At 68.9% G+C, this 26,168-nt stretch carries 28 protein-coding genes; 16 read left to right on the top strand and 12 right to left on the bottom strand.

Annotation, left to right across the window (positions count from 1 at the left end):
* Positions 1-15: 15 nt before the first annotated feature.
* Positions 16-372: a siderophore-interacting protein gene (locus HD599_RS04685; protein WP_184234066.1), complete on the bottom strand. Its 357-nt coding sequence runs from the start codon at positions 370-372 to the stop codon at positions 16-18.
* 88 nt (positions 373-460) lie between these two features.
* Here HD599_RS04685 and HD599_RS04680 point away from each other — a divergent pair, with 88 nt between their 5' ends.
* The 3 genes from HD599_RS04680 to HD599_RS04670 all read left to right on the top strand — a co-directional run bounded on the left by HD599_RS04680 (position 461) and on the right by HD599_RS04670 (position 3,038).
* A complete protein-coding gene (locus tag HD599_RS04680) occupies positions 461-1,510 on the top strand; it encodes an LLM class flavin-dependent oxidoreductase (RefSeq protein ID WP_184234064.1) in 1,050 nt (349 codons plus the stop codon).
* Between the two features lie 129 nt (positions 1,511-1,639).
* The gene (locus tag HD599_RS04675) at positions 1,640-2,437 is read left to right on the top strand and encodes a hypothetical protein (RefSeq protein ID WP_184234062.1); all 798 of its coding nucleotides are present in this window, start codon (positions 1,640-1,642) and stop codon (positions 2,435-2,437) included.
* 73 nt (positions 2,438-2,510) lie between these two features.
* Positions 2,511-3,038, top strand: coding sequence for a hypothetical protein (locus HD599_RS04670; RefSeq protein WP_184234060.1), 528 nt, complete (start codon positions 2,511-2,513; stop codon positions 3,036-3,038).
* 38 nt (positions 3,039-3,076) lie between these two features.
* Here the strand turns inward: HD599_RS04670 and HD599_RS04665 are convergent, their stop codons facing one another.
* A complete protein-coding gene (locus tag HD599_RS04665) occupies positions 3,077-3,718 on the bottom strand; it encodes a TetR/AcrR family transcriptional regulator (RefSeq protein ID WP_184234058.1) in 642 nt (213 codons plus the stop codon).
* 101 nt (positions 3,719-3,819) lie between these two features.
* On the opposite strand from HD599_RS04665, the gene HD599_RS04660 reads away from it, so the two are divergent.
* The gene (locus HD599_RS04660; protein WP_184234056.1) at positions 3,820-5,325 is read left to right on the top strand and encodes an MFS transporter; all 1,506 of its coding nucleotides are present in this window, start codon (positions 3,820-3,822) and stop codon (positions 5,323-5,325) included.
* Between the two features lie 22 nt (positions 5,326-5,347).
* Here HD599_RS04660 and HD599_RS04655 read toward each other — a convergent pair whose 3' ends face one another.
* On the bottom strand, positions 5,348-6,763 hold the full coding sequence (locus HD599_RS04655) for an amidase (RefSeq protein ID WP_184234054.1): 1,416 nt from the start codon (positions 6,761-6,763) through the stop codon (positions 5,348-5,350).
* Between the two features lie 59 nt (positions 6,764-6,822).
* Here HD599_RS04655 and HD599_RS04650 point away from each other — a divergent pair, with 59 nt between their 5' ends.
* The 6 genes from HD599_RS04650 (at position 6,823) to HD599_RS04625 (ending at position 10,783) form a co-directional block, all read left to right on the top strand.
* Positions 6,823-7,203 (top strand): GntR family transcriptional regulator, encoded by a 381-nt coding sequence (locus HD599_RS04650; RefSeq protein WP_184234052.1) that lies wholly within the window; start codon positions 6,823-6,825, stop codon positions 7,201-7,203.
* Positions 7,200-8,105: an ABC transporter ATP-binding protein gene (locus HD599_RS04645; RefSeq protein ID WP_184234050.1), complete on the top strand. Its 906-nt coding sequence runs from the start codon at positions 7,200-7,202 to the stop codon at positions 8,103-8,105. The genes HD599_RS04650 and HD599_RS04645 overlap by 4 nt, the downstream gene beginning before the upstream one ends.
* A complete protein-coding gene (locus tag HD599_RS04640) occupies positions 8,102-8,881 on the top strand; it encodes a hypothetical protein (RefSeq protein WP_184234048.1) in 780 nt (259 codons plus the stop codon). The genes HD599_RS04645 and HD599_RS04640 overlap by 4 nt, the downstream gene beginning before the upstream one ends.
* 91 nt (positions 8,882-8,972) lie before the next feature.
* Entirely contained in the window at positions 8,973-9,602 is a 630-nt protein-coding gene (locus HD599_RS04635; protein WP_184234046.1) for a hypothetical protein, read from the top strand.
* Positions 9,603-9,650: 48 nt separating this feature from the next.
* Positions 9,651-10,457 carry an SDR family NAD(P)-dependent oxidoreductase gene (locus tag HD599_RS04630; RefSeq protein WP_184234044.1) on the top strand — a complete coding sequence of 269 codons (807 nt, stop codon included), beginning with the start codon at positions 9,651-9,653 and terminating at the stop codon, positions 10,455-10,457.
* Positions 10,457-10,783, top strand: coding sequence for a DMT family transporter (locus HD599_RS04625; RefSeq protein WP_184234042.1), 327 nt, complete (start codon positions 10,457-10,459; stop codon positions 10,781-10,783). Before HD599_RS04630 ends, HD599_RS04625 begins: the two co-directional genes overlap by 1 nt.
* Before the next feature lie 19 nt (positions 10,784-10,802).
* Here the strand turns inward: HD599_RS04625 and HD599_RS04620 are convergent, their stop codons facing one another.
* The 6 genes from HD599_RS04620 to HD599_RS04595 are packed head-to-tail and all read right to left on the bottom strand — an operon-like array spanning position 10,803 to position 15,125.
* Positions 10,803-11,381: a GNAT family N-acetyltransferase gene (locus HD599_RS04620; RefSeq protein ID WP_184240310.1), complete on the bottom strand. Its 579-nt coding sequence runs from the start codon at positions 11,379-11,381 to the stop codon at positions 10,803-10,805.
* A 41-nt stretch (positions 11,382-11,422) separates the two neighbouring features.
* Positions 11,423-12,250 (bottom strand): ABC transporter permease, encoded by an 828-nt coding sequence (locus HD599_RS04615; protein ID WP_184234040.1) that lies wholly within the window; start codon positions 12,248-12,250, stop codon positions 11,423-11,425.
* Positions 12,247-13,152 (bottom strand): ATP-binding cassette domain-containing protein, encoded by a 906-nt coding sequence (locus HD599_RS04610; RefSeq protein ID WP_184234038.1) that lies wholly within the window; start codon positions 13,150-13,152, stop codon positions 12,247-12,249. The genes HD599_RS04615 and HD599_RS04610 overlap by 4 nt, the downstream gene beginning before the upstream one ends.
* Positions 13,153-13,192: 40 nt before the next feature.
* A complete protein-coding gene (locus HD599_RS04605) occupies positions 13,193-13,870 on the bottom strand; it encodes a uracil-DNA glycosylase (RefSeq protein ID WP_184234037.1) in 678 nt (225 codons plus the stop codon).
* 8 nt (positions 13,871-13,878) lie between these two features.
* Complete coding sequence (locus HD599_RS04600) at positions 13,879-14,583, bottom strand: Type 1 glutamine amidotransferase-like domain-containing protein (RefSeq protein WP_343061881.1); 705 nt, start codon at positions 14,581-14,583, stop codon at positions 13,879-13,881.
* On the bottom strand, positions 14,580-15,125 hold the full coding sequence (locus tag HD599_RS04595; RefSeq protein WP_184234035.1) for a phosphoribosyltransferase: 546 nt from the start codon (positions 15,123-15,125) through the stop codon (positions 14,580-14,582). The genes HD599_RS04600 and HD599_RS04595 overlap by 4 nt, the downstream gene beginning before the upstream one ends.
* Positions 15,126-15,183: 58 nt before the next feature.
* Between HD599_RS04595 and HD599_RS04590 the strand changes: the two genes are divergently transcribed.
* A complete protein-coding gene (locus HD599_RS04590; RefSeq protein WP_184234033.1) occupies positions 15,184-16,665 on the top strand; it encodes an MFS transporter in 1,482 nt (493 codons plus the stop codon).
* Here HD599_RS04590 and HD599_RS04585 read toward each other — a convergent pair.
* Positions 16,640-17,413: an SDR family NAD(P)-dependent oxidoreductase gene (locus tag HD599_RS04585; protein WP_184234031.1), complete on the bottom strand. Its 774-nt coding sequence runs from the start codon at positions 17,411-17,413 to the stop codon at positions 16,640-16,642. The two genes, HD599_RS04590 and HD599_RS04585, sit on opposite strands and share 26 nt — an antisense overlap.
* Before the next feature lie 32 nt (positions 17,414-17,445).
* Between HD599_RS04585 and HD599_RS04580 the strand changes: the two genes are divergently transcribed.
* Entirely contained in the window at positions 17,446-18,591 is a 1,146-nt protein-coding gene (locus HD599_RS04580) for an acyltransferase family protein (RefSeq protein ID WP_184234029.1), read from the top strand.
* On the opposite strand, the gene HD599_RS04575 is transcribed toward HD599_RS04580, so the two are convergent.
* Together HD599_RS04575 and HD599_RS04570 are read right to left on the bottom strand one after the other, a co-directional pair.
* Complete coding sequence (locus tag HD599_RS04575) at positions 18,592-20,094, bottom strand: MFS transporter (protein WP_184234027.1); 1,503 nt, start codon at positions 20,092-20,094, stop codon at positions 18,592-18,594. It abuts the gene before it with no gap.
* Positions 20,091-20,660: a PadR family transcriptional regulator gene (locus HD599_RS04570; protein WP_184234025.1), complete on the bottom strand. Its 570-nt coding sequence runs from the start codon at positions 20,658-20,660 to the stop codon at positions 20,091-20,093. The genes HD599_RS04575 and HD599_RS04570 overlap by 4 nt, the downstream gene beginning before the upstream one ends.
* 60 nt (positions 20,661-20,720) lie before the next feature.
* Here HD599_RS04570 and HD599_RS04565 point away from each other — a divergent pair, with 60 nt between their 5' ends.
* The 4 genes from HD599_RS04565 to HD599_RS04550 all read left to right on the top strand — a co-directional run bounded on the left by HD599_RS04565 (position 20,721) and on the right by HD599_RS04550 (position 26,125).
* Positions 20,721-22,127: a bifunctional o-acetylhomoserine/o-acetylserine sulfhydrylase gene (locus HD599_RS04565; protein WP_281381821.1), complete on the top strand. Its 1,407-nt coding sequence runs from the start codon at positions 20,721-20,723 to the stop codon at positions 22,125-22,127.
* 138 nt (positions 22,128-22,265) lie between these two features.
* Positions 22,266-23,471 (top strand): homoserine O-acetyltransferase MetX, encoded by a 1,206-nt coding sequence (gene metX, locus HD599_RS04560; RefSeq protein WP_184234020.1) that lies wholly within the window; start codon positions 22,266-22,268, stop codon positions 23,469-23,471.
* Positions 23,472-23,696: 225 nt separating this feature from the next.
* Positions 23,697-24,860, top strand: coding sequence for a sensor histidine kinase (locus HD599_RS04555; RefSeq protein ID WP_184234018.1), 1,164 nt, complete (start codon positions 23,697-23,699; stop codon positions 24,858-24,860).
* Positions 24,857-26,125, top strand: a complete 1,269-nt coding sequence (locus tag HD599_RS04550; protein WP_246376091.1) for a hypothetical protein — start codon at positions 24,857-24,859, stop codon at positions 26,123-26,125. Before HD599_RS04555 ends, HD599_RS04550 begins: the two co-directional genes overlap by 4 nt.
* Positions 26,126-26,168: the final 43 nt, after the last annotated feature.

Raw genomic sequence — 26,168 nt, 5'->3', positions numbered from 1 at the left:
CGAGCCGGGTGCGCTCTAGTTCGAGCTGAGCGTGCGCGCGGCGCCGTCGTTCGCGATCCACGCGTAGACGTGGTGGTCGTCGAACGCGCTCGTCGGGAGCATCTCGCTCAACCAGGCGTCGACCGTGCGGCGCAGCACCTGTCCGCGGTCGCGAACCAGCCAGCACACGGCGAAGCGACCGGGAGCGGCGAGTTCGACGATGTCGCCCTCGCTCTGCACCTCGACGAAGACCTGACCTCGCGCCCTGGCGGGAAGGGTTGCGAGAATGGTCTGAATGACGGGGAGCGCAGTTTCATCGCCGGCGAGGAGGATTCTGTCGGCAGCGTCAGGGTTCCACCCAATCGACGCGGTGCTCTCGTCGATGTATGTCATGCATTCAGTATAGGCATGCCTTACCTAATGCCAACAGCCCCGGCCGCCTCCCGGGAATACTCCCAGCAATCAGATTGTATGCATACACATGGAATTCGGAATCTACAGCTTCGGTGACATCCACCAGGACCCCACGAGCGGCGACCGCGTCTCCGTCGAGCAGAACCTGGCCGACACCATCGAGCGAATCAAGACCGCGGATGCCGCGGGCCTCGACTACTTCGGACTCGGCGAGCACCACCGCCCCGACTACTCGATCTCGGCTCCGGCCACGGTCCTGGCAGCGGCCGCCACCGTCACGTCGCGCATCAAGCTCGGCAGCGCGGTGACCGTGCTCAGCACCGAGGACCCCGTCCGCGTCTTCCAACAGTTCGCGACCATCGACCTGCTGAGCCACGGCCGCGCCGAGATCGTCGCCGGCCGCGGTTCGTTCATCGAGTCGTTCCCGATTTTCGGCGCGAGCCTCAACGACTACGACTCGCTCTACGCCGAGAAGCTCGACCTGCTGCTCCAGCTCAACGAGTCGGAGTTCGTCACCTGGACCGGTCACTTCCGCCCGTCACTCGACAACCAGCAGATCCTCCCTCGGCCGAGCGATGCCGGCGATTTCCCGGGCAAGCTCGACATCTGGATCGCCACCGGCGGCAATCCCGAGTCGTCCGCTCGTGCGGGTGCGCTCGGCGTGCCGGTGAGCTACGCCATCATCGGCGGACACCCGGAACGGTTCGCGCCCCTCTTCGACCTCTACCGTCGCAGTGCCGCCCAGCACGGGCACGACCCGTCGACGCTCCGGACCGCCGTCGCCGCCCCCGGTTTCATCGGCACGGACTCGCGCATCGCCAAAGACACGTTCTACAACTACTGGATCGACTCGATGAGCCGCATCTCCGCCGAGCGCGGCTTCCCGACCCCGAACCGGGAAACGTACGAGGACATGGTCGACAAGCGCGGGGCGATCTTCGCCGGCGACCCGCAGGAAGTCGCGGACAAGATCGTCTACGTCCACGGCCACCTCGGCATGGACCGGATCGGGCTGCAGATGGACTGGTCGGGCGTGCCCCAGTCGCTCATGCTCGAGTCGATCGAGTTGTTCGCGAACGAGGTCGCACCGCGGGTGCGCAAGGCCCTCGCCGCCTGACGCCCGGTCGCCGAGCCGTCGAAGCGCCCGGGGGCGGTGCCCGTCGAAGCACCCGGTCGCCGTGCCCGTCGAAGCGTTCGCCCCCGCCAGCGCCACCGGCGAGCCCGCCGCCCTCGCTACGCTGACCCCATGGCCCGATTCGAGCACACCACCGACACCGCCTCCGGGAGCTGGATCGCACCGCGCCTGCGCGGAAAATTCGGCGCCGCCGGACTCGTCTGCCCGACGGGGTACGAGGCGTACGCGCGGGTGTTCCATCCGGTGGAGACGCAGGACGCGGCATCCACTCGCCTGACCTGGGCCGACGTCGCCGCCGCGACCGGCACGACCGTGCACCCGCTGATGCAGTGGGGTCGCATCTCCGGGCAGCTACACGGCACCCGCCTGTTCGGCGACTGGGACGGCGGCGAACCTCCGGAGGGAGCGCTCGACGAGCGCAGCCTCGCGACCCTCGCGACGGCGATCGGCGGCGACTCCCCCATCACGATCGGCGTCTGGGTCGGGTACGGGCAGTACTCCGGTTCCACCGGCACGGTGTCGTTCATGTCGTCCGACGGCTCGGCACCCGAGCCCGAGCCGTCGTCGCGCGACGGCTGGGAACCGACATTCGGCGTGGACCTGCCGTCGAGCCGCACGCTCGAACTCCCCGGGAGGAGCTACGGGCTCTTCCGCGGCACTCTGTCGATGCTCGCCGATCCGGACTGGCGGCGCGAGAGCGGCTGGGCCTGGCGCTGGCGCGACACCCTCAACCTCGCCTGGCCCGACGACCATTCGTGGTTTGTGGCGAGCGAGATCGATTTCGACTCGACGGTCGTCGGCGGCTCGCGGGAGCTGGTCGACCGGGTGCTCGCGTCCGGGCTGGAGGCCGCGGAAATCGACGCCGACGCCGACCTGTCGTGGGAGGGCGATCCGGTCAACCGGCCGTAGCCAGGGCGTCAGCGCCCCGTGCTGTTACCGAGTCGAGACCCGGCGCCCGAGACGAATTGATAAAGTCTCGACCATGAACCGTGCCCGCACCGCCCTCGCGGGCAGCGCTCTCGCCGTGCTCCTGCTCAGCGGCTGCACGGCTGGCCCCGCCGACCCTGCACCCGCAGCAGAACAGAACAGCGTCCCGACCGAGACCGGGGCGGTCGGCTGCGACGACCTGGTGTCCGACGCCGACGTGACGAAGTACACGGATGCCGGGTGGGAACTCATCGCCGATTTCGTGCAGCGCGAGACCGAGAGCGATTCGCCGCGGATCGCCTTCGTCGAGTACGGCGGCGCCCTGTGCATGTGGGGACCGCCCGCCTCCGATTTCGCCGACGTGCTCGCGGCATCGCCGATCACCGACGAGCAGGCGGCGGCCGAGAGGGCGCGGCTCGAAGCGGACGGTTTCACCCTCGACCAGCACAACGGCGTCGACCGCTATGCGCTGCCCGACCCGACGGGCGGCAGCGACACCTACCTGTTCAGCGGCGGGCACTGGTTCTACGCGAACACGCCGGAAGCGGCCGACCGGATCCGGGCGCAGTTGGACGTCGGTTAGCGACAGCGCCGGATAACCGGGGACTCGGGCAGCGACAGCTACGAGCGCCGCTCGCCGGTGCCGGGCGTGAGCCCCAACAGCGGCATCAGCACGCCGTCGATCACCGAGAGCAGGAACTCCCGGTCGACGGGCTTGCGCAACATAACCGCGCGGTAAGTGGCCATCGACTGGCTGATGAGCGACACGGTCTCGATGTCGGTGCCGGCCGGGATCTCGCCGCGGTCGATCGCGCGCCGCAGGAGTCGCCGGTTGACAGCGGCCCGCGGTTCGACGATCGCGGCGTAGGCGGCGTCCGCGAGCTCGGGGTCACGCGAGATCATCGAGGTGAGGCCGGCCATAACGCGCACCTTCCGCTCGGCATCGTGAATCGCGGGCGGTTTGATCATCGCGACCAGGTCGCCGCGCAGGGTGCCGGTGTCGGGTACGTCCTCGGGATCGACCTGCTTCATGCAGGCGACCGCCTCGATGACGAGTTCGCCCTTGGACGCCCACCGACGGTAGAGCGTCGCCTTGCCCGCTTTGGCCTTGGCCGCGACCATGTCGATCGTCATGCCGTCGTACCCGGTCTCGGCCAGAACCTCGAGCGCGGCATCCAGAATCTCGGGATCGCGCGTGTGGTCGCGCTTCCGCCCGAGCTTCTTCGGCTCGCGGAGCTGCGCGGGGTCGTCTAGCTGCGTCATTGCCGCTATCCCTTCACCTCGTGTTCCCCTTATTATAGGTCACGAATTGTTCCGGAACTTTTAATATCCGGAACTGGTTAGTTCCGTATATAGTGACGGACATGACTCTTCCTTCCCCCTCGGGCAGCGCCGTCGCCGCGCCCGTCTCCTCCCGCCGCTGGTGGACGCTGATCACCGTCGGCCTCGCCCAGCTCATGGTCGTGCTCGACTCGACCGTCGTGAACATCGCGCTCCCCGCCGCCCAGGCCGACCTCGGGTTCTCCGACGGCGACCGCCAGTGGATCATCACCGCCTACTCCCTCGCCTTCGGCAGCCTGCTCCTGCTCGGCGGCCGACTCTCCGACCTGATGGGCCGCAAGCGCACGTTCATCATCGGCCTGATCGGTTTTGCCGCGGCATCCGCCCTCGGAGGTGCGGCCGACAGCTTCGGACTGCTCGTCGGCGCACGCGCACTGCAGGGAGCGTTCGGCGCGCTGCTCGCCCCGACCGCTCTCGCAGTGCTGACCACGACCTTCACGATCCCCAAGGAGCGGGCGCGCGCGTTCGGCGTCTTCGGCGCGATCGCGGGAGCCGGCGGCGCCGTGGGCCTGCTGCTCGGCGGATTCCTCACCGAGCAGTTCGACTGGCGCTGGAACCTCTACATCAACGTCGCGATCGCCATCATCGCGATCGCCGGCGCCATCGTCTTCGTGACCAACACGCACCGCACCGGCCCGCGCCCCAAGCTCGACATCCCCGGAACTGTCCTCGTCTCCGGCGCCCTGTTCGGCCTCGTCTACGGTCTCGCCAACGCCGAGACCGACGGCTGGGACTCGCCGCTCACCTGGATCATGCTCGCCGGTTTCGTCGTGCTGATGACCGCGTTCGTGCTCTGGCAGCGCCGCGCGGCGCACCCGTTGCTGCCGCTGTCGATCGTGCTCGACCGTAACCGCGCCGCCGCCTACGCCTCGGTGCTCATCGCGGGCGCCGGCATGTTCGGCATCTTCCTGTTCGTGACCTATTACCTGCAGGCCTCGCTCGGGTACTCGCCGATGCAGACCGGCTTCTCGTTCCTGCCGATGATCGGCATGCTCGTCGTCGCCGCCCAGCTCGGCACCAACCTGCTGCTGCCGCGCTTCGGTCCGAAGATCATGGTGCCGTTCGGTATGTCGGTCTCCGCGATCGGCATGGTGCTGCTCACCCGCCTCGACCTCGGCAGCAGCTACGCGCCCGACATCCTGATCCCGCTCATGATCATCGGCTTCGGCATGGGGTCGACGATGCCGGCCGCGATGCAGACCGCGACCCTCGGCGTCGACCGCGAGTTCGCCGGCGTCGCCTCGGCGATGGTCAACACCAGCCAGCAGGTCGGCGGATCGATCGGCGTCGCGCTGCTCAACACGCTCGCCGCCACGGCGGCGTCCAACTACGTGGCCGACAACCTGCCGGCGACGGCGGATGTCGCGGCTCAGGCCGCGATTCAGAGCTACACCACCGCCTACTGGTGGAGTGCCGGATTCTTCGCCGCGGGCGCGGTTCTGGCCACGTTCCTGTTCCGCCGCAAGAGCCAGGGGCTGAATCTCAGCCACGCTCCGGCGCCGGAGGCGGAGCCGGTGCTGGCGGGCTAGCGGTCGGTCACCACTGCCTCGATCACCACTGCGGCGGGTGCCTGCGCTGCCACGCGAACCGCCGCTCCAACTGGGCACCGATCGCGAGCAGCGTGTGCTCCCCGCCCGGCCTGCCGATGAGCTGCACGCCCATCGGCAGGCCGGTCTCGGTCACGGCGACCGGCAGCGTGATGGCGGGCAGCCCGCTCACGTTCGCGAACGACGTGTATGGCGTGTACTGCACCTGCTGGGCGAAGTTGAGTTCCGGGTCGTCGGCGGAGTACCACCCCACGGGACGCGGCGTCAGGGCGAGGGACGGCGTCATCACGGCATCCACGCGTGAAAATTGACGGATGACGCTCCGCTCGAATGCGGTCAGTGTCGAGAGCGCCTGGCCGAGTTCCCGGGCGCCGAGCCCCCGTCCGCGGTCGACGAGCCAGCGCGTAAGGGGTTCGAGCAACTCCAGTTGCTCGCCGTCCGCCGGGATATTCGCGGCGCCCGCCTGCCAGATCGTGCGGAATGCCGGCCCGTAGGTGTCGTCGGGTTCGAGCGCGAGCTCCTCGATGCCGTGCCCGAGCACCGCGAGTTCGTCGACGGCCACGGCGAGCGCCGCCCGCGCCTCGTCGGAGAGCGAGATCTCATAGGCGGAATCCCACGGCGAGGTCGTCATCACGCCGATCTCGAAGCGGCCTTCGCCGCGCACCGCGGCGTTGAGCAGTGCTCCGCCGTCCCATGAGGGGGCACGCGTCGCGTACTGGTAGTCGCCGCCCTCCACCATGGCGTCGAGCAGCATTGCCGCGTCGGCGACCGTGCGCGCGATCGGCCCGGGCGCGACGAGACCGCCGAGCGAAGCGAAGCCGGCGTGCGACGGCACCCGGCCGCGCGACGGCTTCAGCCCCACGAGACCCGTGGCAGCGGCGGGGATACGGATCGACCCGCCGCCGTCGGAACCGGGCGCGACGGGCAGGAGCCCCGCGGCGACCGCGACGGCCGCTCCCCCGCTGCTGCCGCCGGCGCCGAGGTCGAGGTCGTAGGGGTTGCGGGCGGGCGGGGCCACGAGCGACTCGGTGTAGCTCGGCATGCCGAACTCCGGAGCGTTGGTCTTGCCCAGGCTGATGCCGCCGGCCGAATCGAGCACGCGCACGATCTCGTCCGACTCCTCGGGCACGTAGTGCTCGAACAGGCGGGAGCCGTAGGTGGTGCGCACCCCGGCTCGCGCGTTCAGGTCCTTGTCGCCGAGCGGGAGACCCCAGAGCGCCACTGCCCGCGGCACGCCCGCCTCGACCTGCGCGGCACGGGCACGTGCGGCTTCCGCCGTGACCGTGGTGAATGCGCCCAGCGACGGGTTGAGACGCTCGATGCGGGCGAGGTAGTGCTCGGTGAGTTCGGTCGGGCTGACGTCGCCGCGACGCAGCCAGTCGGCCTGCTCCTGCGCGGTCAGATGGTGAAGTTCGAACATTCTCGTAAGCCTAGGTCTTGACACGGAACGTCGGGGCTGGTTGGTTAGTTACATGAGTAATGAACCAACGAAGGAGCGGACCCGTGGATGAGTCGCGGCCGATCTTCGTGCAGATCGCGGAACAGATCGAGAACGACATCCTGGGCGGGACCCTGGCCGAAGAGTCGCAGGTGCCGTCGACGAACGAGTTCGCCGCGTTCTACCGCATCAATCCCGCCACAGCCGGCAAGGGCGTGAACATCCTCGTCGACGACGGAATCCTGTACAAGAAAAGAGGTATCGGCATGTTCGTAGCCGAGGGCTCCCGGGCCCGGCTCGTCGCCAAACGGCGGGACCAGTTCCAGTCAGAGTACGTGCGCCCGCTCGTCGCGGAAGCCGGAAAGCTCGGCATCTCCGCGGCGGCGCTCGCCGACATGATCCGAGAGGAGACGGCGGAATGATAGACGTCATCGAGGTTTCCGGCCTCACCAAGAAATTCGGTTCGCTCACCGCCGTCGACGACGCGAGCTTCCGGGTGGAAGAGAACCAGATCTACGGCCTTCTCGGCCGCAACGGCGCGGGCAAGACCACCCTGATGCAGCTCATCACCGGTCAGGACTTCGCCACCACCGGCAGCATCCGCGTGTTCGGCCAGAACCCGGTCGAGAACTCGGGTGTGCTTTCCCGGGTCTGCTTCGTCAAGGAGAGCCAGCGCTACCCCGACGAGTTCAAGCCCAAGCACGTGCTCCGCAGCGCGCCGTGGTTCTTCCCCAACTGGGACGCCGAGTACGCCGCACGGCTCGTGGACGACTTCCGGCTGCCGGTCGACCGCCGCATCAAGAAGCTCTCCCGCGGCCAGCTCTCGGCCATCGGCGTCATCGTCGGCCTCGCCTCACGTGCCCCGCTGACGTTCTTCGACGAGCCCTACCTCGGCCTCGACGCCGTGGCGCGGCAGACCTTCTACGACCGGCTCCTCGAGGACTACGCCGAACACCCGCGCACCGTCGTCCTCTCGACGCACCTGATCGACGAGGTCAGCAACCTGCTCGAGCGGGTGCTCGTGATCGACGACGGCGCCATCATCGTCGACGAGACCGCGGACGACCTCCGGGGCTCCGCGACCACCGTCGCGGGTTCCCGCGCCGCCGTCGACGCGTTCGTCGCCCGACGCGAGGTGCTGCACCGCGACGACCTGGGCGGGCTCGCCTCGGTCACCGTCGGCCGGCTCGACGCCGACGAGAAGGCGGATGCGCGGGCCGCCGGTCTCGAGCTCGCGCCCGTCTCGCTGCAACAGCTCATCGTGCGGCTCACCACCGCTCCCCCGACCACCAGCTCCGATTCGGAAAGGAAGCAGAGCGCATGACCACCATCGCGCTGGACGACACCGCGTCATCCGCCCGCCGGGTAGCACCGCACCGCATTCTGTCGGTACTACGTCTCTACTACGTCAGCCCCACGTCGACCGTCGTGGTGCCCTTGCTCATCATGGCGTTCATCTTCCTTGTGAACTACGCCGTCTGGGTGATCATCTTCGCCAACGTCACCGATCCCGCCGACCGGGCGGACACCCGCGCCGGGCTCGAGTGGAGCGGCGCCTCGTTCTACATCTACGTCTACATGATGGTCGTGGCCGTGCAATCGATGAACCTCACGTTCCCGTACGCGCAGAGCCTCAGCGTGACGCGGCGGGACTTCTACCTCGGGGCGTCGGCCGCCTTCGTCTCGCTCTCGGTCGGCTACGGGGCGCTGCTCACCGCGCTCGCGTCCATCGAGGACGCCACGGACGGGTGGGGACTCGGCGGCCGCATGTTCACCTCCGTCTACTTCGGCGGCGGCGAGTGGTACGTGCGGTTCGCCACCTACACGACCCTGCTGCTGTTCTTCTTCTTCGTGGGAGCGGCGGTCGCGACGGTGTACGTGCGCTGGCGTCCGAACGGCATCCTGATCTTCTTCGCGGCGCTCACCGTGCTCATCGTCGGTGCCGGTGCCCTGATCACCGTCACGTCGAGCTGGCCGGCGGTCGGCGACTGGTTCGTCTCGAACGGGGCGAACGGGGTGATCGCCTGGACACTCGTGCCCACGGTGCTCTCGGCCCTCGTCGGCTACCTCGTGCTGCGCAAGGCCACACCGCGGAGCTGACCATTGTTACGTAACGGATGCCCGGCCGTCACCCCTCGACGACCGGGCATCCGCGGCGGCTGTTAGGGTCTTTCAGACGAAGGGGGCACCAATGAGCTCATTGAAATCACTGGCGGTCCTGCCGCTGGCGCTCGCCGCCGCCCTCGCCGTCGGTGCGCTCGCCGGGTGCAGCACCGGCACAGCCGAGCCCGTGGCCACGGAGTCCGCGGCCCCCGCTCCCGTCGAGACCCCCACCGCCACCGAGACCGTGGCGCCCGCGACCTTCACCCTGCCGACCACCTGCACCACGGTGGTACCCCAGACCCGGATCGACGCCTTCGAAGCGTCCGGCCTCGAATTGCTCGGCGGCCCCGGCGGCACGTACGGCACCGACTACCTCGCCGACGCGACCCCCGAGGAGACGGCCGGCGGCATCAGCTGCATCTGGGGTTTCGCGGACAGCGGTGTCAGCAGCGTCACGATCTCCGTCGCCCCGCTGACCGCCGCCGTGCGTCCGGCGGTCGTCGCGAGCTTCGACAACCAGGGCCTCAACGAGGAAGTCGTCGGCGACGCGACCACCTTCGGCGTGCAGGGCGACCGCACGCTCGACCCCGCCATCATCAACGCGCTGCGCGGCGAGAGCTGGATCTCGGTCATCGAGACCATCGGCGGCCCCACCGCCTACGCCGAGGCCGTGGCGATCGCCGACGAGGTGTACGCGCAGGTCTACACGGTGAACTAGCGTCGCCCACGTCACCCGGCGTTTGCCCGGCACCGTTATCCTCGGCGGATGACTGAATTCGATCCCCGCGGCACGACCGCGATCGTCACCGGCGCCAGCAGCGGATTCGGTGCCGAATTCGCCCGGCGTCTCGCCGCCCGCGGAGCCGACCTCGTGGTCGTCGCCCGTCGCGCCGACCGCCTCGCCGCGCTGGCCGACGAGCTGCGGGCGCGCCACGGCGTCGCCGTCACCACCGTGCCGCTCGACCTCTCGCTGCCGACCGCCGCGACCGACCTGCGCGACGCGCTCGACGGCGTGACCGTCTCCACGCTCGTCAACAACGCGGGCTTCGGGACCCACGGCGACTTCATCCGCGCCGACGCCGCCCGCGAGCGCGAGCAGATCGAGGTCAACGTGCAGGCACTCGTGGCCCTGACCCACGAGTTCCTGCCCGACCTCGTCGCCTCGGCGGGACTCCGCGCCGGCAGCGCCGCCCTCGTCAACGTCGCGAGCAACGCCGCGTTCCAGCCGGTGCCGCGTATGGCCGTCTATGGCGCGACGAAGGCGTTCGTGCTGAGTTTCAGCGAGGCGGTCTGGTACGAGACGCTCGCCACGGGGCTCAAGGTCACGGCGCTGTGCCCCGGACCCGCGTCCACCGAGTTCTTCGACGTCGCTAAGAATCAGGATGCCGCGGTGGGCGCCTTCGAGACCGCCGAACAGGTGGTGCAGACCGCGTTCGCCGCGCTCGACCGACGCCGCACTCCCCCGAGCACGGTGAGCGGCCTGATGAACCGGGTACAGGCAGCCGCCGTCGGCTTCGTACCGCGCGGCCTCGTGGTGCGCGCCGTCGGCCGGCTCGGGCAGGGAGACGACTGATGGGCTACCTGTTCCTCGCGCTGGCCATCGTCGGCGAGGTGATCGCCACCACGTTCCTCAAACTCACGAGCGGCGAACGTGCCGTGTGGTGGGCGTACCCGATCGTGGCGGTCGGCTACGTCTTCGCGTTCACCATGCTCGCCCAGACCCTCTCGAAGGGGGTGCCGCTCGGTATCGCCTACGCGATCTGGGCAGGAGTGGGGGTCGTGCTGGTCGCGGCGATCAGCTGGCTGGTGTTCCACGAGACGCTGACCTGGACGCAGATCGCCGGCATGGTGCTCGTGGTCGCCGGGGTCACGCTGCTGGAACTCGGCGGGAAACACTGACCCGCGTCATCCCGAGCCCTTATTTCAGGCTCTTCTGCATCATGTAGGTGCCGAGCCAGCGGCCGAACTTGAACCCGACCTTGCCCATGTGGCCGACGTCTTTGAAGCCGAAGTCCTTGTGGATCTTCACCGACCCCTCCGCGCCCTTGTCGGCGATGACGGCGATGATCTCCTTCACGCCGGCCGCCTTGGAGCGGGTGATCAGCTCGCCGAGCAGCACCTTGCCGAGGCCCTTGCCGGTCGAGGCGGGGCCGAGGTAGATCGAGTTCTCGACGGTGAAGCGGTAGGCGGCCTTCTCCTTCCACGGGTACACGTAGGCGTAGCCGAGGATCTGGCCGCTCGGGCTCACCGCGACGATGTACGGGTAGCCGAGCTTCTCGACCGCCGCGAACTTCTTGCGCAGCGCGACGAGTGTCATCGGCTTCTCGTCGAAGGTGACGGTGGAGTTCAACACGTAGTGGTTGTAGATCTCGCGGATGTGCGGGAGATCGGCGGCTTCGGCGGGACGGATCGTGTACTCGAACGTGGGCACGGGCTCCGGTGCCTTCTTGAGGTGCGGCGGCAATACGCGTCGCGGCTGGTATTCCTCTTCGAGCATCGTGGCGCCCTCCATTCAGGACAAGTCAACCAGATCGAGGCTCAGGTCACGTCACGCTTCCAGGTGGTGAGGTAGCCGATGCCCGCCGCGACCGCCGCGATGCCGAGCAGCACCAGGCCCCCCTGCCACCATTCGAGTTCGACGACTTCGGTCGTGGCCGCGCCGAGGGAGGTGAAGACGCTCCAGCCGACGAGGGCGTCGCTCGCCGACCCGGGGAGGAACTGCCCCACGCGCGCCGTCCACTCCCAGATCGACGACACCGAGCGCAGCAGCGGTTCGACGAACTGGGTGAACGCGAGCACGATCACGATGACCGCGACCTGGTTGGGCACGATCGAGCCGAGCCCCACCCCGATGACCGCCCACAGCACCATCGCCAGGATCACGCGGGCCGCCAGCACCCACGTGTTGCTGTCGTCCAGTCGCGAATCCTGCCCCACCGCCTCGAGCACCGCCGCACCGACGCCGATCGAGGCGACGAGCGAGACCACCCCGTAGAGCGCGCCGACGACGACCATGGCCACGAGTTTGGCGGCGAGCACGCGTCCGCGGCGCGGGTCGGCGAGGAAGGTCGGCGTCAGCGTCTGGTACCGGAACTCGCTCGTGGTGGCGAGCGCGCCGAGCAGCACCGGGAACACGTAGCCGATGGCGGTGGCCGTGCTGTAGACGATCAGATGCACGTCGCCGAGGTCGACGGGCGGGGCCTGCGGCCCCTGGCCGTTGTCCTGGATGTCGCCCGCGATGGTTCCGAAAACGCCGGCGAGCGCGCCGGCGACCACCGCGACGTACGCGAACAGGACGAGGAGCAGGATCCACCAGAGCCGCACCGTGAATACCTTGGCCAGTTCGGCCCGGACGGCGCCGATCACGACGGGCTCCCCGGGGTGTCACTGCCGACCAGTCTCAGGAATGCCTCTTCGAGCCCGGCCTGTTCCGCGGCGAGGTGGCTGAGCGGCACGCCCGCGTGCTGGGCGATCTCTCCCACCCGGGAGGCGTCGGCCCCGGTGACCACGAGCGAGTCGGCGGTCTGCTGCACGTCGGCGCCGGCCGCGAGCAGTGCGGAGAGCAGGGCGGCTCGGTCGGGGGCGTCGACGGCGACCCGCGTGCCGGTCTCGAGACCTGCGAGCGTGCCCTCGTAGACTAGACGCCCCTTCGAGATGATCACGGCGCGGTCGACGCTCTGCTGCACTTCGCTGAGCAGGTGCGAGGAGACGAGCACGGTGCGCCCCTCGGACGCGAGCTGCTGGAGGAAGCCGCGGATCCAGCGGATGCCCTCGGGGTCGAGGCCGTTGACCGGTTCGTCGAGCACGAGCACCCGCGGGTCGCCGAGCAGGGCGAACGCGAGGCCGAGCCGCTGGCGCATACCGAGCGAGAACCCGCCGACGCGGCGTTTTCCGACGGCGGTCAGCCCGACCTGCGCGAGCACGCGGTCGACCCGGGACCGGTCGACGCCCGCGGACCGCGCGTAGACCGCGAGGTGATCGTGGGCGGTGCGCCCCGGGTGGAAGCTCGATGCCTCGAGCGCGGTCCCCACGGTGGCGAGCGGGTCGGGCAGGTCACGGTACGGCACCCCGCCGAAGGTGGCGGTTCCGGAACTCGGCGCGACGAGCCCGAGCAGCGTGCGCAGGGTCGTGGTCTTGCCTGCCCCGTTCGGACCGAGGAACCCGGTGACCTGCCCGGGCTCCACCCGGAACGACAGGTCGGAGACGGCGTTCACCTGGCCGAAGGACTTCGACAGGCGCGAGACATCGATGGTGGTTGCGGCAGCCATGGCACCGAAGGTACCCCGTCGAGCGAAGCTCAACAAGGGTTCAGCCGATGCTCCAGTCGACCGCTTCCGCTCCCTGGGCCTCGAGCGCGGCATTCGCCCGGGAGAACGGCCGCGACCCGAAGAACCCGCGCGAGGCGGAGAGCGGGCTGGGGTGCGCCGAGGCGATCACGGGGGTATCGCCGAGAAGAGGGGCGAGCGCCTGCGCGTCCCTCCCCCACAGGATCGCGACGAGCGGGCTGCGCCGGGCGACCAGTGCCCCGATGGCAGCGTCGGTGACCTGCTCCCAGCCTTTCCCACGATGGGATGCCGCGGCCCCGGGTTGCACCGTGAGCACGCGGTTGAGCAGCATGACCCCGTGGTCCGCCCACGAGCCCAGATCGCCGTGCTCGGGCGTCGGGATGCCGAGGTCGTCCCGCAGCTCGCGGTAGATGTTCGCGAGACTCCGCGGCACCGGCCGCACGTGCCGGTCGACCGCGAACGACAGCCCGATCGGGTGCCCGGGCGTCGGGTACGGGTCCTGGCCGACGATCAACACGCGCACGTCGGCGAGCGGGCGGGTGAAGGCGCGCAGCACGTGGTTGCCGTCCGGCAGGTAGCCGCGGCCGGCCGCCGTCTCGGCGCGCAGGAAGTCGCCCATCTCGGCGATGCGCGGGGCCACGGGTTCCAGTGCGTCGGCCCAGCCCGGGTCCATCAGCTCGGCGATGGGGTGCGGAGTCATGCGGTGACTCAGGCGCCGAGCGTCGAGACGAGTACGCCGTCGTCGTGCTGGTTGACCTGCCAGACGCTGCCAGCACCCACGACCCGCAGCGAGTCGTCGCCGACGATCAGCGCGGTGTACTCGTCGATCGCGATACCGCCGTCGATGAGGCCGGCCTCGGTCGCGGCGACGAGACGCGAGAGCGTTCCCCACTGTGCGGCGTGCACGTCGATGGCGAGGTCGACCAGACCGAGACCCTGGGCGACGGTGACGTCCTCGAGGTCTTCGCCCGCGCTCTCGGCACAGACGGGGATGTCGCCGATCTTCCAGCCGCCGATGACGGCGGTGTCCGCGGCGATCGCGGCCCCGGCGGAAAAGCCGATGTACGGCAGGGAGTCGGCCACGAGCATCCGGATTTCATCGACCAGGGGTGCGACGGCGTCGAGGTAGGCCGGAGTGAGTCCGCCGCCGATGAACAGTCCGTCGATGTCGGAGAGCACGGTAGAGGTGAAGAGTTCGCCCTCGGCGACCGCGGTCACGACGGGTTCGCACGGCGCGACCCGGGCGAGCAGTCGGGCGTAGTCGTCGCCGTCCGCGCCCACCAGCAGTACGGCAATGCGCGCCCGGGTGCGGCCGCTGACCGCGGCCCGAGCGGACGCCTCGGCGATGAAGTCGACGTAGACCTCGCCGTCGTAGTCCTCGGCCCAGCCGCCGCCGACCAGGTGGATGCTCACGCGTCCGCCCCGCGGGTGGGGACGATGCCCTCGACCTCGACGACCGGAAGCACCGACCAGGGGAAGTTGATCCAGCGGTCCGTGGTCTTCCAGCTGTAGTTCGGCACGTGCACCGTTCCGGGCTTCGTGTACAGCACGACGGTGCGCACCTCGGCGCCGCTCGCCTTGAGCAGCTGGTCGACCATGGCGAGGGTACGACCGGAATCGGAGACGTCGTCGACGAGCAGCACGTTCTTGCCCGAGAGGGTGGAGTCGTCGAACATGGGCGCGAGCATGACCGGCTCGGGCAGGCGCTCGCCGACACCGGTGTAGAACTCGATGTTCATCGCACCGCAGCTCTTGGCGCCGATCGCATAGGCGATCGACCCGGCCAGCAGCAGTCCGCCGCGGGCGATGGCGACCACGACGTCGGGCACGAACCCGCTCGTCAGAACCTCGCGTCCGAGCTCACGTGACGCCACCCCGAACTGGTCCCAGGTGAGCACCTCCCGGTCGGGTGTGAGTTCGGGCGCGGGAGGAACATCGGATGCGAGGAAAGTCATAGAGACACGGTATCCCGCCACGGAAGCCCGCGGGGGACGGAGCCGCTAGCATCCGTTCATGACGAAACTTCGGGGCAGGGCTGGCGCGGTCACTTTCGGTCTCATCGGGTATCTCTTCGTGGTCGAGATCGTGAGCGGCATCATGCAGGGCTTCTACATCCCGCTGATCCCCGACCTGGTCGAACACCTCGGCATCAGGGACGCCGACTTCAACTGGTTCGAGGCCGCCCAGTTGCTCGTCGCAGCGCTCTGCGTGCCCATTCTCGCCAAGCTCGGCGACATGTACGGCCACAAGCGCATCCTGCTCGCGTCGACCGTCGTCACCGCGGGCGCCACCTGGTGGCTCGCGTTCACCGGAGACTTCACCAGTTTCCTCATCGCGTGGTCGCTGCAGGGCTTCCTGACCGTGTGGCTCCCCCTCGAGATCGCGCTCATCTTCGACCGCGGCCGCCGCACCGGAACCGCGGCCTCCGCCACCCGCAAGGCCGCGGGCTTCCTCGTCGTCGCCCTGCAGACCGGCGCCATCGTCGGCGCGCTCGCCGGGGGACGCATCTTCACCGCGCTCGGCGGCGACGTGACCCTCACGCTATTCGTGCCCGCCGTGGCCGTGACGCTCGCGTTCTTCGTCATAATGTTCGGCGTTCCCGAGTCCGAGCCGCTGCCCGGCCGCTCGCTCGACGTGGTCGGCTTCAGCGTGCTGAGCATCGGACTGCTGCTCATCACCTCGGGCCTCACCTTCCTGCGCATCAACGGCGCCGGCACGTGGTGGGTCTACGTACTGATGGTCGCCGGTGTGCTGGTCTTCATCCCGTGGGGCCGCTACGAGCTGAAGCAGAAAGACCCGGCGATCGACCTGCGCGTGCTGCGCCAACCGAACATGTGGCCGGTGCAGCTGACGGCCGGCCTCATCGGCATCAGCCTGCTCGGCGCACAGGCGCCGCTCTCCACCTTCGCGGGCACCGAGCGAGACGAGGTGGGCTACGGCCTCTCCCTCGACGCGTCGAACATCTCGTACCTGATCGGCGCGTACCTCGTGTCGCTCATCGTCGGCGCCCTGCTCTACCCGCTGGTCTCCCGGCTGACGACGCCCCGCATCGCACTGATCATCGCGGCGTTCTTCGTCGCCGGCGGGTACTTCCTGTTCCTGCCGTTCCACGACACGACGCTGCACGTCTTCACGAACATGATCGTGGCGGGCATTGGCGCCGGCGCGCTCGTCGGGGCACTCCCGGCGGCCGCGGCAGCGGCGGCCCCGCGCGGGCAGACCGGCATCGCCACCGCGCTCACCAACACCACGAAGACCATCGGCGGCTCGTTCGCGTCGTCGGTATTCGCGGTGCTGTTGGCGGCGGGCACCGTACAGATCGCGGGCAGCACGGCGTCGAGCCTGTTCGGCTACCTCACCGTGTTCACGATCTGCGGCGTCGGCGCGCTCGTCGCGGCCGTGCTGCTGTTCCTCGTGCCGAAGCTCGCCTTCGCCGACGCGGACGTCGTGATCGAGGACGACGTCGCGGCTAGCGAGGCGCCAGCTCTCCCCTGACGACCTTGTGCGGGGCGGCCTGCGCCACCGGCTTGACCGTGACGAGGTCGAGGTTGACGTGCGCGGGCAGTTCGATCGCGTGGACGATCGCCTCTGCGACATCCTCGGCAATCAACGGATTCGCGACGTTGTCGTAGACGGCGTCGGCCTTCGCCTGATCGCCGCCGAAGCGCACGAGGGAGAACTCCTCGGTCTTGACCATTCCGGGCGCGACCTCGATCACGCGGATCGGCTCGCCGGCGAGCTCGAGGCGCAGCACCTCCATCACGGCGTGCGCACCGAACTTGGCGGCGTTGTACCCGCCGCCGCCCTCGTAGGCGACGTGACCCGCGATCGACGTGACAGTGAGGATGTCGGCACCGCCGGCGTCCGCGGCGGCCAGGCGCAGCAGGGGCAGGAGCGCGGAGGTGACACGCTTCACCGCCACGACGTTGACGGCGAACATCCGCAGCCAGTCCTCGGGGTCCGACTCCTCGACCGAGGCGAGGCCGAAGGCTCCGCCCGCGTTGTTGACGAGGGCGTGCACGGGGCCGAGCTCGGCGAGGTAGTCGCGAAGGGCGTCGACGTCGGCCTGCACGGTGAGGTCTGCGACGAAGGTGTCGGCGCCGGTCTCCGCGGCGAGCGCCTCGAGCCGGTCGGCCCGGCGGGCGACACCGACGACGTCCCAGCCCTTCTCGCGGAAGAGTCGGACGCTGGCGGCGCCGATTCCTGAGCTAGCACCGGTCACTACAACGCGTCGAGAAGTCATGCGTTAAAAGTACCGTCGGTACACTGGCACGGATGACAGCCGTGACCCCGCCCCCGACGGCCGCGCCCGCAGCGCCTCGAACCGCCCCGAAGGCGAAGACGGCGGCGAAGGAGCGGGTGCCGTTCTGGGACAACGCCCGGTTCCTCTGCGTCGCTCTCGTCGTGATCGGCCACGGCATCCAGCGGCTGACCTCCGACTCGAACAACGCGCTCATCGTCTACCTGTTCATCTACGCGTTCCACATGCCGGCGTTCGCCATCATCAGCGGCTACTTCTCCAAGCCCGGCCCGCCCGGCGTGCGGCAGATGACCAAGGTCATCACCGACATCATCGTGCCGTACGTGATCATGGAGTCGATCTGGACGCTCGTGCAGTACCTCGTCGAGGGCAAGCGCGAGTTCAACCCGACGCAGCCGAGCTGGACGCTGTGGTTCTTGCTGGCGCTCGGCATCTTCCGGCTGATCCTGCCGTATCTGGCCCTGCTGAGATTCCCGCTGCTCATCGCTCTCGCGGCCTCGGTCGGGGTCGGCTATCTGGGCAATGTGGACAGCACCTTCTCGCTCTCCCGGGCCATCGGCATCCTGCCCTTCTTCATCCTCGGCTGGAAGGCGAAAGAGTGGGGCATCGTCGACCGCTGGCGCGGAGTCGTGGAGCACACCTGGTGGCTCCGCGGTGTCGCCGCGGCGGTGCTCGGCGCCTGGCTCGTCGTCGTGGTCGTCAACATCCAGTTCTGGCGCGATATCGACCTGCGCTTCTGGTTCTTCTACGACGATTCGTACACCGCGCTCGGCGAGGACCAGTGGTGGGCTGGCCTCGTGCGGCTCGGGCTGATCGGGCTCGCCGTGCTGCTGACGGCGGCGTTCTTTATGCTCATCCCCCGCGGCGACACCTGGATCACCGGCTTCGGCTCGGCCACGATGTACGTGTACCTGCTGCACAGCTTCATCCTCTACCCGCTGCGCGAGACCGGGATCCTCAAGGACGAACACGCGTCGGCGACCTGGCTGCTCAGCATGATCCTCGCCTGCATCGCCATCTCGATCGCGCTCTCGTCGCCGCTCGTGCGCCGCATCTTCCGGCCGATCATCGAACCGAAGCCGCGCTGGCTGTTCGTCGAACAGCCGGAGGGGCCGATGCGTTCCTCACGCACCGACCCCACGGGTTCGCGACGGTCGTAACTATCCCTCCGACACCACAGGGGCGTGGCCGGATGACACGGACTTCGGTAGCGCGAAGACGAGAACCAGCGCCACGATACTGAGCGCCGCGCTCAATCCGATGGCCCACGAGGCGGCGTCGGTGAAGGCCTGTGCCACGTCGCCGGGACCCCGGATGTCGGCGTTCGCGATTCCCGCGAACAGCACGCTTCCGACCACCGCGATACCGACGGCGCTGCCGATCCGCTGCATGACGCCGATGACGCCGCTCGCCCCGCCCGCCTCGGAGCGGTCGACGGTCGCCACGATGAACTGGGCGTTCGGGGCGATGAACAGGCCGTTGCCGAGCCCGGCGAAGAGCAGCGGGAGCAGCAGCATCCAGTTCGTCAGGTCGGCGCCCGGCACGGTGAGCAGCAATAGGAAGACGGCGATGAGGCCGGCGGAGAGCAGCGCGACACCGATGATCAGCACATTGCGGCCGAGCCGTGCGGTGAGGCGGTTGCTCTGCGACGACCCGATGATCGAGCCGATCGCGAACGGGATCGACACGAGGCCGGACTCGAGCGCGGTGTGCCCGAGGCCCGACTGCCAGAGCAGCGAGATCACGAAGAAGATGCTGGTGAAGGCCGCGAAGTAGACGAGCGCGAGGATCGTTCCGCCGGTGAAGGCCGGGTGGCTGAACAGGTGCGGCGGCACGAGCGGGCTGTTGCCGCGCTTCGTGTACGCGATCTCCCAGAAGGCGAAGGCGACGATGAGCAGCACGCCGGCGGCGAGGGTGAGGAACGTCCAGAGCGGCCAGCCCTGGTCTTCGCCCTCGATGAGCGGCACGAGCAGCGCGATGAGCGCCGCGGAGAGCAGCACGAGGCCGATCGCGTCGATTCCCGACTTGGCGTCGGACTTCGCGGCCTTCACGTCGGCGCCGTTCGGCAGCAGGATGGCGGCGGCGATCAGCGCCACGACGCCGATCGGCAAGTTGACGCCGAAGACGAGGCGCCAGCCGCTCTCCTCGCCGAAGGCCTCGATGATGAGACCGCCGACGATCGGGCCGAGGGCCGTCGAGACGCCGATCACGGAGCCCATGATCGCGAACGCCTTGCCCCGCGACTGAGCGGGGAAGAGCAGCTGGATGAAGGCGGTGACGGCGGGCAGGAAGATGCCGCCGGCGAAGCCCTGCACGACGCGGGCGATGATCAGCTGCACGTCGTTCTGCGCGAGGCCGCAGGCGAGGCTCGCGGCGGTGAAGAGCGCCAGACCGGTGAAGAATACCCACTTGTGCCCGATACGGTCGCCGAGGCGGCCGGCGGGGATCAGCACGAGGCCGAAGGAGAGCGCGTAGCCGGAGATGATCCAGGAGAGCGTCGCCTCCGACGCGTCGAGCGACGTGCGGATGCTGGGCAGCGCGACGTTGACGATCGTGGTGTCGAGCAGGGCGATGAACATGCCGGCGAGCAGCACGACGAGCGCCTGCCAGGCTCGGCGCGGAATGGGCGGTGCCGCGCTGGTGGCGGCTGCGGTGTTGGTCATGAGGAAGCTTTCGTTCGTGCCGACTCGTCGGCGAGGATGATGGGAAGTTGTGTGACGAGCGCTTCGTGCCACTCGATCTCGGCGCGGAGTCGCGCCGACTTGTGGGACAGGATGAATCTCTCGTTGACGGTGAGGTACTTGTCGGCCACGTCGCGCTGGGCCTCGCTCTCGGCGAGCAGGGTGCGCAGGGTGACCAGCCGGGAACCCAAGGCCCCGGCCACGTCGTCGAGACGGTCGGGGTCGAGTCTCGACATGGCGAGGTCGAACGGGTCGGGCTTGAACACCACCGTGTTCAGGCCCTCCCGGCGCAGGTCGGCGAGCGCCGCCGTTCCCTGTTCGGAGAGCGCGTACACCTGGCGTTCGGGATAGTTGCCCTCGCGCTCCACCCGGAGTTCGGTGATCAGTCCCTCCGCCGCGAGACGCTTGATCGCGCCGTAGAGCGAACCCACCGAGACGTCGGTCCAGTAGTGCACGTGCTCCTGCTCGGCGAGCAGCCGCAGCTGGTGGCCGTGCATGGGACCCTCCGCCGCGAGCGCGCCGAGGATGTACAGACGGACAGAAGACATGGCCACTACTCTCGCACGAGTAGTCACGCATTGCAAGAGTTCGGTTACGTCGTGTGTCGGATGCCGTTGCCGCCCCCACGCACCGTTCGTAGGCTCGTCCCACACGCCGGGTGTACCAGCGTGAAACATTCACGGAAGAAGGGTTGCCCGATGAGCGACTGGAAGTTCGAAACCCAGCAGGTCCACGCGGGAGCAGCGCCCGACCCCGTCACGAAGGCCCGCGCGACACCGATCTACAAGACCACCTCCTACGTGTTCGACAGCGCGGAGCACGCCAAGAACCTGTTCGCCCTCGCCGAGTTCGGCAACATCTACACCCGCATCCAGAACCCGACCCAGGCGGTCGTCGAGGAGCGCATCGCCGCGCTCGAGGGCGGTACCGCCGCCCTCCTCGTCGCCTCGGGCCAGGCCGCGGAGACGTTCGCGGTGCTCAACATCGCCCAGGCGGGAGACCACATCGTCTCCTCCTCGTCGATCTACGGCGGCACCTACAACCTGTTCAAGTACACGCTCGCCAAGCTCGGCATCGAGACGACCTTCGTCGAAGACCAGGACGACGCGCAGGCCTGGGCCGACGCCGTGCGCCCGAACACCAAGCTCTTCTACGCCGAGACCATCGGCAACCCGAAGATCAACATCCTCGACATCTCACTCGTCGCGGGCGTCGCCCACGAGCACGGCGTGCCGCTCATCGTCGACAACACGATCGCCACCCCGTACCTGATCCGTCCGTTCGAGCACGGCGCCGACATCGTCGTGCACTCGGCCACCAAGTACCTCGGAGGCCACGGCACCGTCATCGGCGGCGTGATCGTCGACGGCGGCACGTTCGAGTGGTCGAAGAACGTCGAGAAGTTCCCGGGGCTCACCGAACCCGACCCCAGCTACCACGGCGCGAGCTACACGGCCGCTGTCGGCGACGGCATCGCGTACATCATCAAGGCCCGCGTGCAGCTGCTGCGCGACCTCGGCTCGTCCATCTCGCCCGACAGCGCGTTCAGCCTGATCCAGGGCATCGAGACGCTGAGCCTCCGCGTCGAGCGCCACGTCGCGAACGCGCAGGCGGTCGCCGAGTGGCTCGACAACCACGACGACATCGCGTCGGTCAACTACTCCGGCCTGCCCGGCAGCCCCTGGTACGAGGCGGCGAACAAGTACGCGCCGAAGGGCGTCGGCGGTGTGCTGTCGTTCGAGCTCAAAGGCGGCGTCGACGCCGGCCGCGCGCTCGTCGACAGCGTGAGCCTGTTCAGCCACGTCGCGAACATCGGCGACGTGCGCAGCCTGATCATCCACCCCGCGTCCACGACGCACTCGCAGCTCACCCCCGAGCAGCAGCTCACGTCGGGCGTCACCCCGGGCCTCGTGCGCCTGTCGGTCGGCATCGAGAACATCGACGACATCCTGGCCGACCTGCAGGCCGGCTTCGACGCCGCCCGCGCGGCGGTGGCGGCGAACGCGCACGCGTAACCGCACGGTCGCTGAGCCCGTCGAAGCGCCCGCCATCGTGGCGGTTCGCTTCGACGGGCGTCCCTTCGACAGGTTCAGGGACCGGGCGCGCGTAACACAACGACAGCCGTCAGGTTTATTGGCGATACTTGCTTAGATATGGACTGGCAGACACCCGAAGACACCGTTCCCTCGGCATTCATCACTGAGGCCGACACCCGATCCGTCATCGGCAAGCCGCCGGCGACCGGTGCATGGCTCGAAGGCCACCCGGTCGGCAACCGGCAGTTCCTGTCCGTCGGCGCGCTCGATCTGGAGCGTGGCGGCCGCCTCCCTTCCGTGCGCGTCGCCTACGAGACCTGGGGCACGCTCAATGCGGCGAAGAGCAACGCGGTCCTCGTCTTGCACGCCCTGACCGGCGACAGCCATGTCGCCGGTCTCCCCGGTCCCGGACACCCCACCGCCGGATGGTGGATGGGCAACGTCGGTCCGGGCAAAGCGGTCGACACGGACGAGTGGTTCGTCGTCGCCCCCAACATGCTCGGCGGCTGCCAGGGCACCACCGGTCCCGCCTCGCACTCCCCCCTCGGCCGGGAATGGGGCTCCGACTTCCCCTTCGTCACCATCCGCGACCAGGTCTCGGCGCAGGTCGCGCTGACCGACCGCCTCGGCATCGACCGCTGGGCGGCCGTCATCGGCGGGTCGATGGGCGGGATGCAGTCGCTCGAGTGGGCGGTCGGCCACCCCGACCGGCTCGACCGCGTCGCCGTGCTCGCCGCGCCGGCGGAGAGCCGCGCCGACCAGATCGCGCTCAACTCGGTACAGATCGAGGCCGTGCGGATGGACCCGTCGTTCGCGGACGGCGACTACTACGAGGCCGCGGAGGGCGACGGCCCGCACCGCGGGCTCGCCCTCGCCCGCCGGATGGCGCTGCTCAACTACCGCTCACCCTCCGAGCTCAACGACAGGTTCGAGCGCAGCTGGCAGAGCGACCTCAGCCCGCTCGGCGGCGGCGGCCGCTACGCGGTTGAGAGCTACCTCGACTTCCACGGCAACAAGTTCACCCGTCGGTTCGACGCGAACAGCTACATCACCCTCGTCGAGGCGATGAACTCGCACGACATCGGGCGGGACCGCGGCGGAATCGTCGCGGCGCTGAAGCGGGCGACGGCCACGGCGCTCGTGCTCGGAATCGACAGCGACCGCCTGTTCCCGATCGAGAACCAGGTGTTGATCGCGCGCCACCTTCCGAACAACATCGACGGCACGGAGGCCACGATCATCCAGAGCGGATTCGGCCATGACGGCTTCCTGATCGAGGACGAGGTCGTCGGCACCCACCTACGGCGGCTGCTCGAGCAGTGAAATCTGCTCACCGGCGTTCGCTAGGATTAAGTCCGGAAACGAGCGGGGGCCGCAGGTTTCCCTGCGGCCCCAGCATCCCCCGGACGTGCCCCTCTAACTGAGACTGTACCCCGCGGTTTGTGCCCCACAGAGTGGCAGGGCACCCCCACTTGTGGTGGCAATCTGTGGGAACATGCATCAGGTGGTGCGCTCCCGGTCGGTGCGCACATGACAGCGGGGACCCGGATGGATCAGATACTCAAAGAGCGGGACAGGCTGCTGCAACGCACCTCCCGCATCTATGGGTTGGGCTTCACCGCGGTAGCGTTCCTTTGCTTCTGCGTGCCCGAGGCGGTCACCCCCACGACCTACGCGGCGGCGGTCCCGCTCTTCGTCGTGATCGCGTTCAGCCAGTACCGCATCGGCGTCAGCCGCTCGTTCGCCTGGGTCGCGATCCAGACCGTCGCGGCCCTCGCCGCGGTCGCCCTGATCGCCCAACTGAACACCGAACCACTGACCGCTGGCGCTGTCTCGACGATCGCCCAGCTGATGGCCGCGTCCCTCCCGTCCGTCGCACTCGTGCTCACGAGCGACCGCCTCCGGCTGATCGTGCTCGCCGTCATCTACGTGGCCGTCGTCGGCGTCACCACGGCGGCCACGGCATCCTCCCAGGCACCCTTGATCACGGCCGGGCTGCTCACCCTCGGCTGGGCGATCGCCACGGTGGTCGGGGTCTGGATCAACGCCGGCGTCCCCCAGGCGGCCAGGCGCATCGCCAGCATCGGCCGCGCCCACCGCGCCGAACGCCAGGCCAGCGAGATCGAGGCCCAGCGCCGCCAGGGCGCGCGTCTGCTGCACGACACCGTGCTCGCCACCCTCACCCTCCTCGCCCACTCCGGCGTCGGCGTCGCGCCCGCCGCGCTCCAGCAGCAGTCGGCCGACGACGCCAAGCTGCTGCGGCAACTGCGGCTCGGGGCCACGCCCGCTCCCCAGTCCTCCGGCGGCTACAACCTCGAACCGGTGGAGGAGACCGTGCTCGGCACGACCCTCGAGTCGGTCAAGCAGCGTTTCGGCCGTATGGGACTCGAGGTCAGCTGGCACGGCACCGGCCAGGTGCTGCTGCCGAGCGACGTGCTCGACGCGTTCCTGCTCGCCCTCGCCGAGTGCCTCGAGAACGTGCGCCGGCACTCCGGGGTCCGCGAGGCCCACGTCACGATCGTCGACGACGCCACGACCGTGCGGGCGATGATCACGGATGCCGGCGTCGGATTCACTCTCGACGACGTCGACTCGGCGCGGCTCGGGTTCAAAGAATCCGTCGTCGGACGTCTCAAGGAGGTGGGCGGCCACGCTCGCCTGTTCTCCGAGCCGGGATCCGGCACGACCGTGGTGTTGGAGGTTCCCCGATGAGCAACTCGAACGCGACCAACGCCGCGATCGGCGAGAACACCCTCGGGCTGCTCGCGGACGTGCGGGCCAGCCGCGGCCTTGTCGGCGGCGCGCGGCGCCTCGTGCGCCCCGAGAACCCGCATCGGGCGAGCCTGGGTACCGCCTTCATCGGTATCGGAGCCTCGCTCGTCTGCGGCATCCGAGCCATCTACGGCTTCAGCTGGTTCGTCGCCTACTGGCCGACCTATCCCAACCCCGTGCCGGCGTTGATTGCGTGGATACTGCTCATCGTCGTGCTGGCCACCGCGTTCGTGACGTCGAGCATCGTCGGCGACCGGTTGCCCGACTGGATGTTCTCGCTGTTCCTCGGCCTGCTCGCCACCGTCATCGTGCTCGACGTCGTCGCCGTCTGGGACCTGCACGACTTCGGCAGGCACGCCACGGCCTCGCTCACCGCCGCGATGGCTCTGCTGCTCGTGATCACGCTGCGGCGCGGTGCCGAGATCCTGATCTCCATCGGGGCCATCGGTGTCTCGTTGCTCATCATCATCCTGGTCAACACCGACCTGACCCCGCAGAACCTGCCGGCGCAGATCACCTCGCTCGCCTTCGCCGTGCTGCCCGTGGTGATCGGCGTGATGATCGTGCGCGGTTTCCGCAGCATGGTGCAGGTCGAGCTCGACCGCGTCCTGGTGCAGAGCACCGTGTCGGCACCACGATTCGCGGTCGGCATGCTCGCGTCCGAGGAGCTCGCCCGCCTCGACCTCGCCGCGGAGGAACTGCTCGACTCCGTCGCCACCGGCCGCATCGCTCTGCCACTACGGCCCAAGACCGCGTCGGTCGCCGCGTCGCTCGCCACGGAGCTGCGCCTGCACCTCATCGAGGGCCGCCGCGAGACCTGGCTGTACCACGCCATCACCGAGTCGGAACTGCTCGGCCGCTCCGTCACTCTGACCGACAAGGGCAGCCTCGCCGGCCTGCTCGACGCCAACCAGCGCGACGGCCTGCTCGCCGCGATCTGGCTGCTCGTCAACGACCACGCGAAGAAAACGACCGTACGCACGGTGCAGGTGGACGTCGGACCGATCGTGCCCGTGACCCCCGTCGTGCCCGGCCATAAACTGAGGGTGCCGGTGGTCATCACGACCACGGGAGTGCCACGGAATCGCGTCGACCCGTCGACGTGGAACGCCATCCGGCGTGTGGGCCGCTACAGTGACTCAAGTCAGAACGCGAGCCTGCGGGTCGAGATCGAGTGTTTCGTCGACAACCCGGCAGACCTGTAATCCGGCGCACCAGCGCCGACCAGCACGACATTCGACCAGCACG

The sequence above is a fragment of the Conyzicola lurida genome (assembly GCF_014204935.1).
Taxonomy (GTDB): Bacteria; Actinomycetota; Actinomycetes; order Actinomycetales; family Microbacteriaceae; genus Conyzicola; species Conyzicola lurida.
The sequence above is the reverse complement of the archived record's forward strand: the minus strand, read 5'-3'. Positions and strand labels throughout refer to the sequence as shown.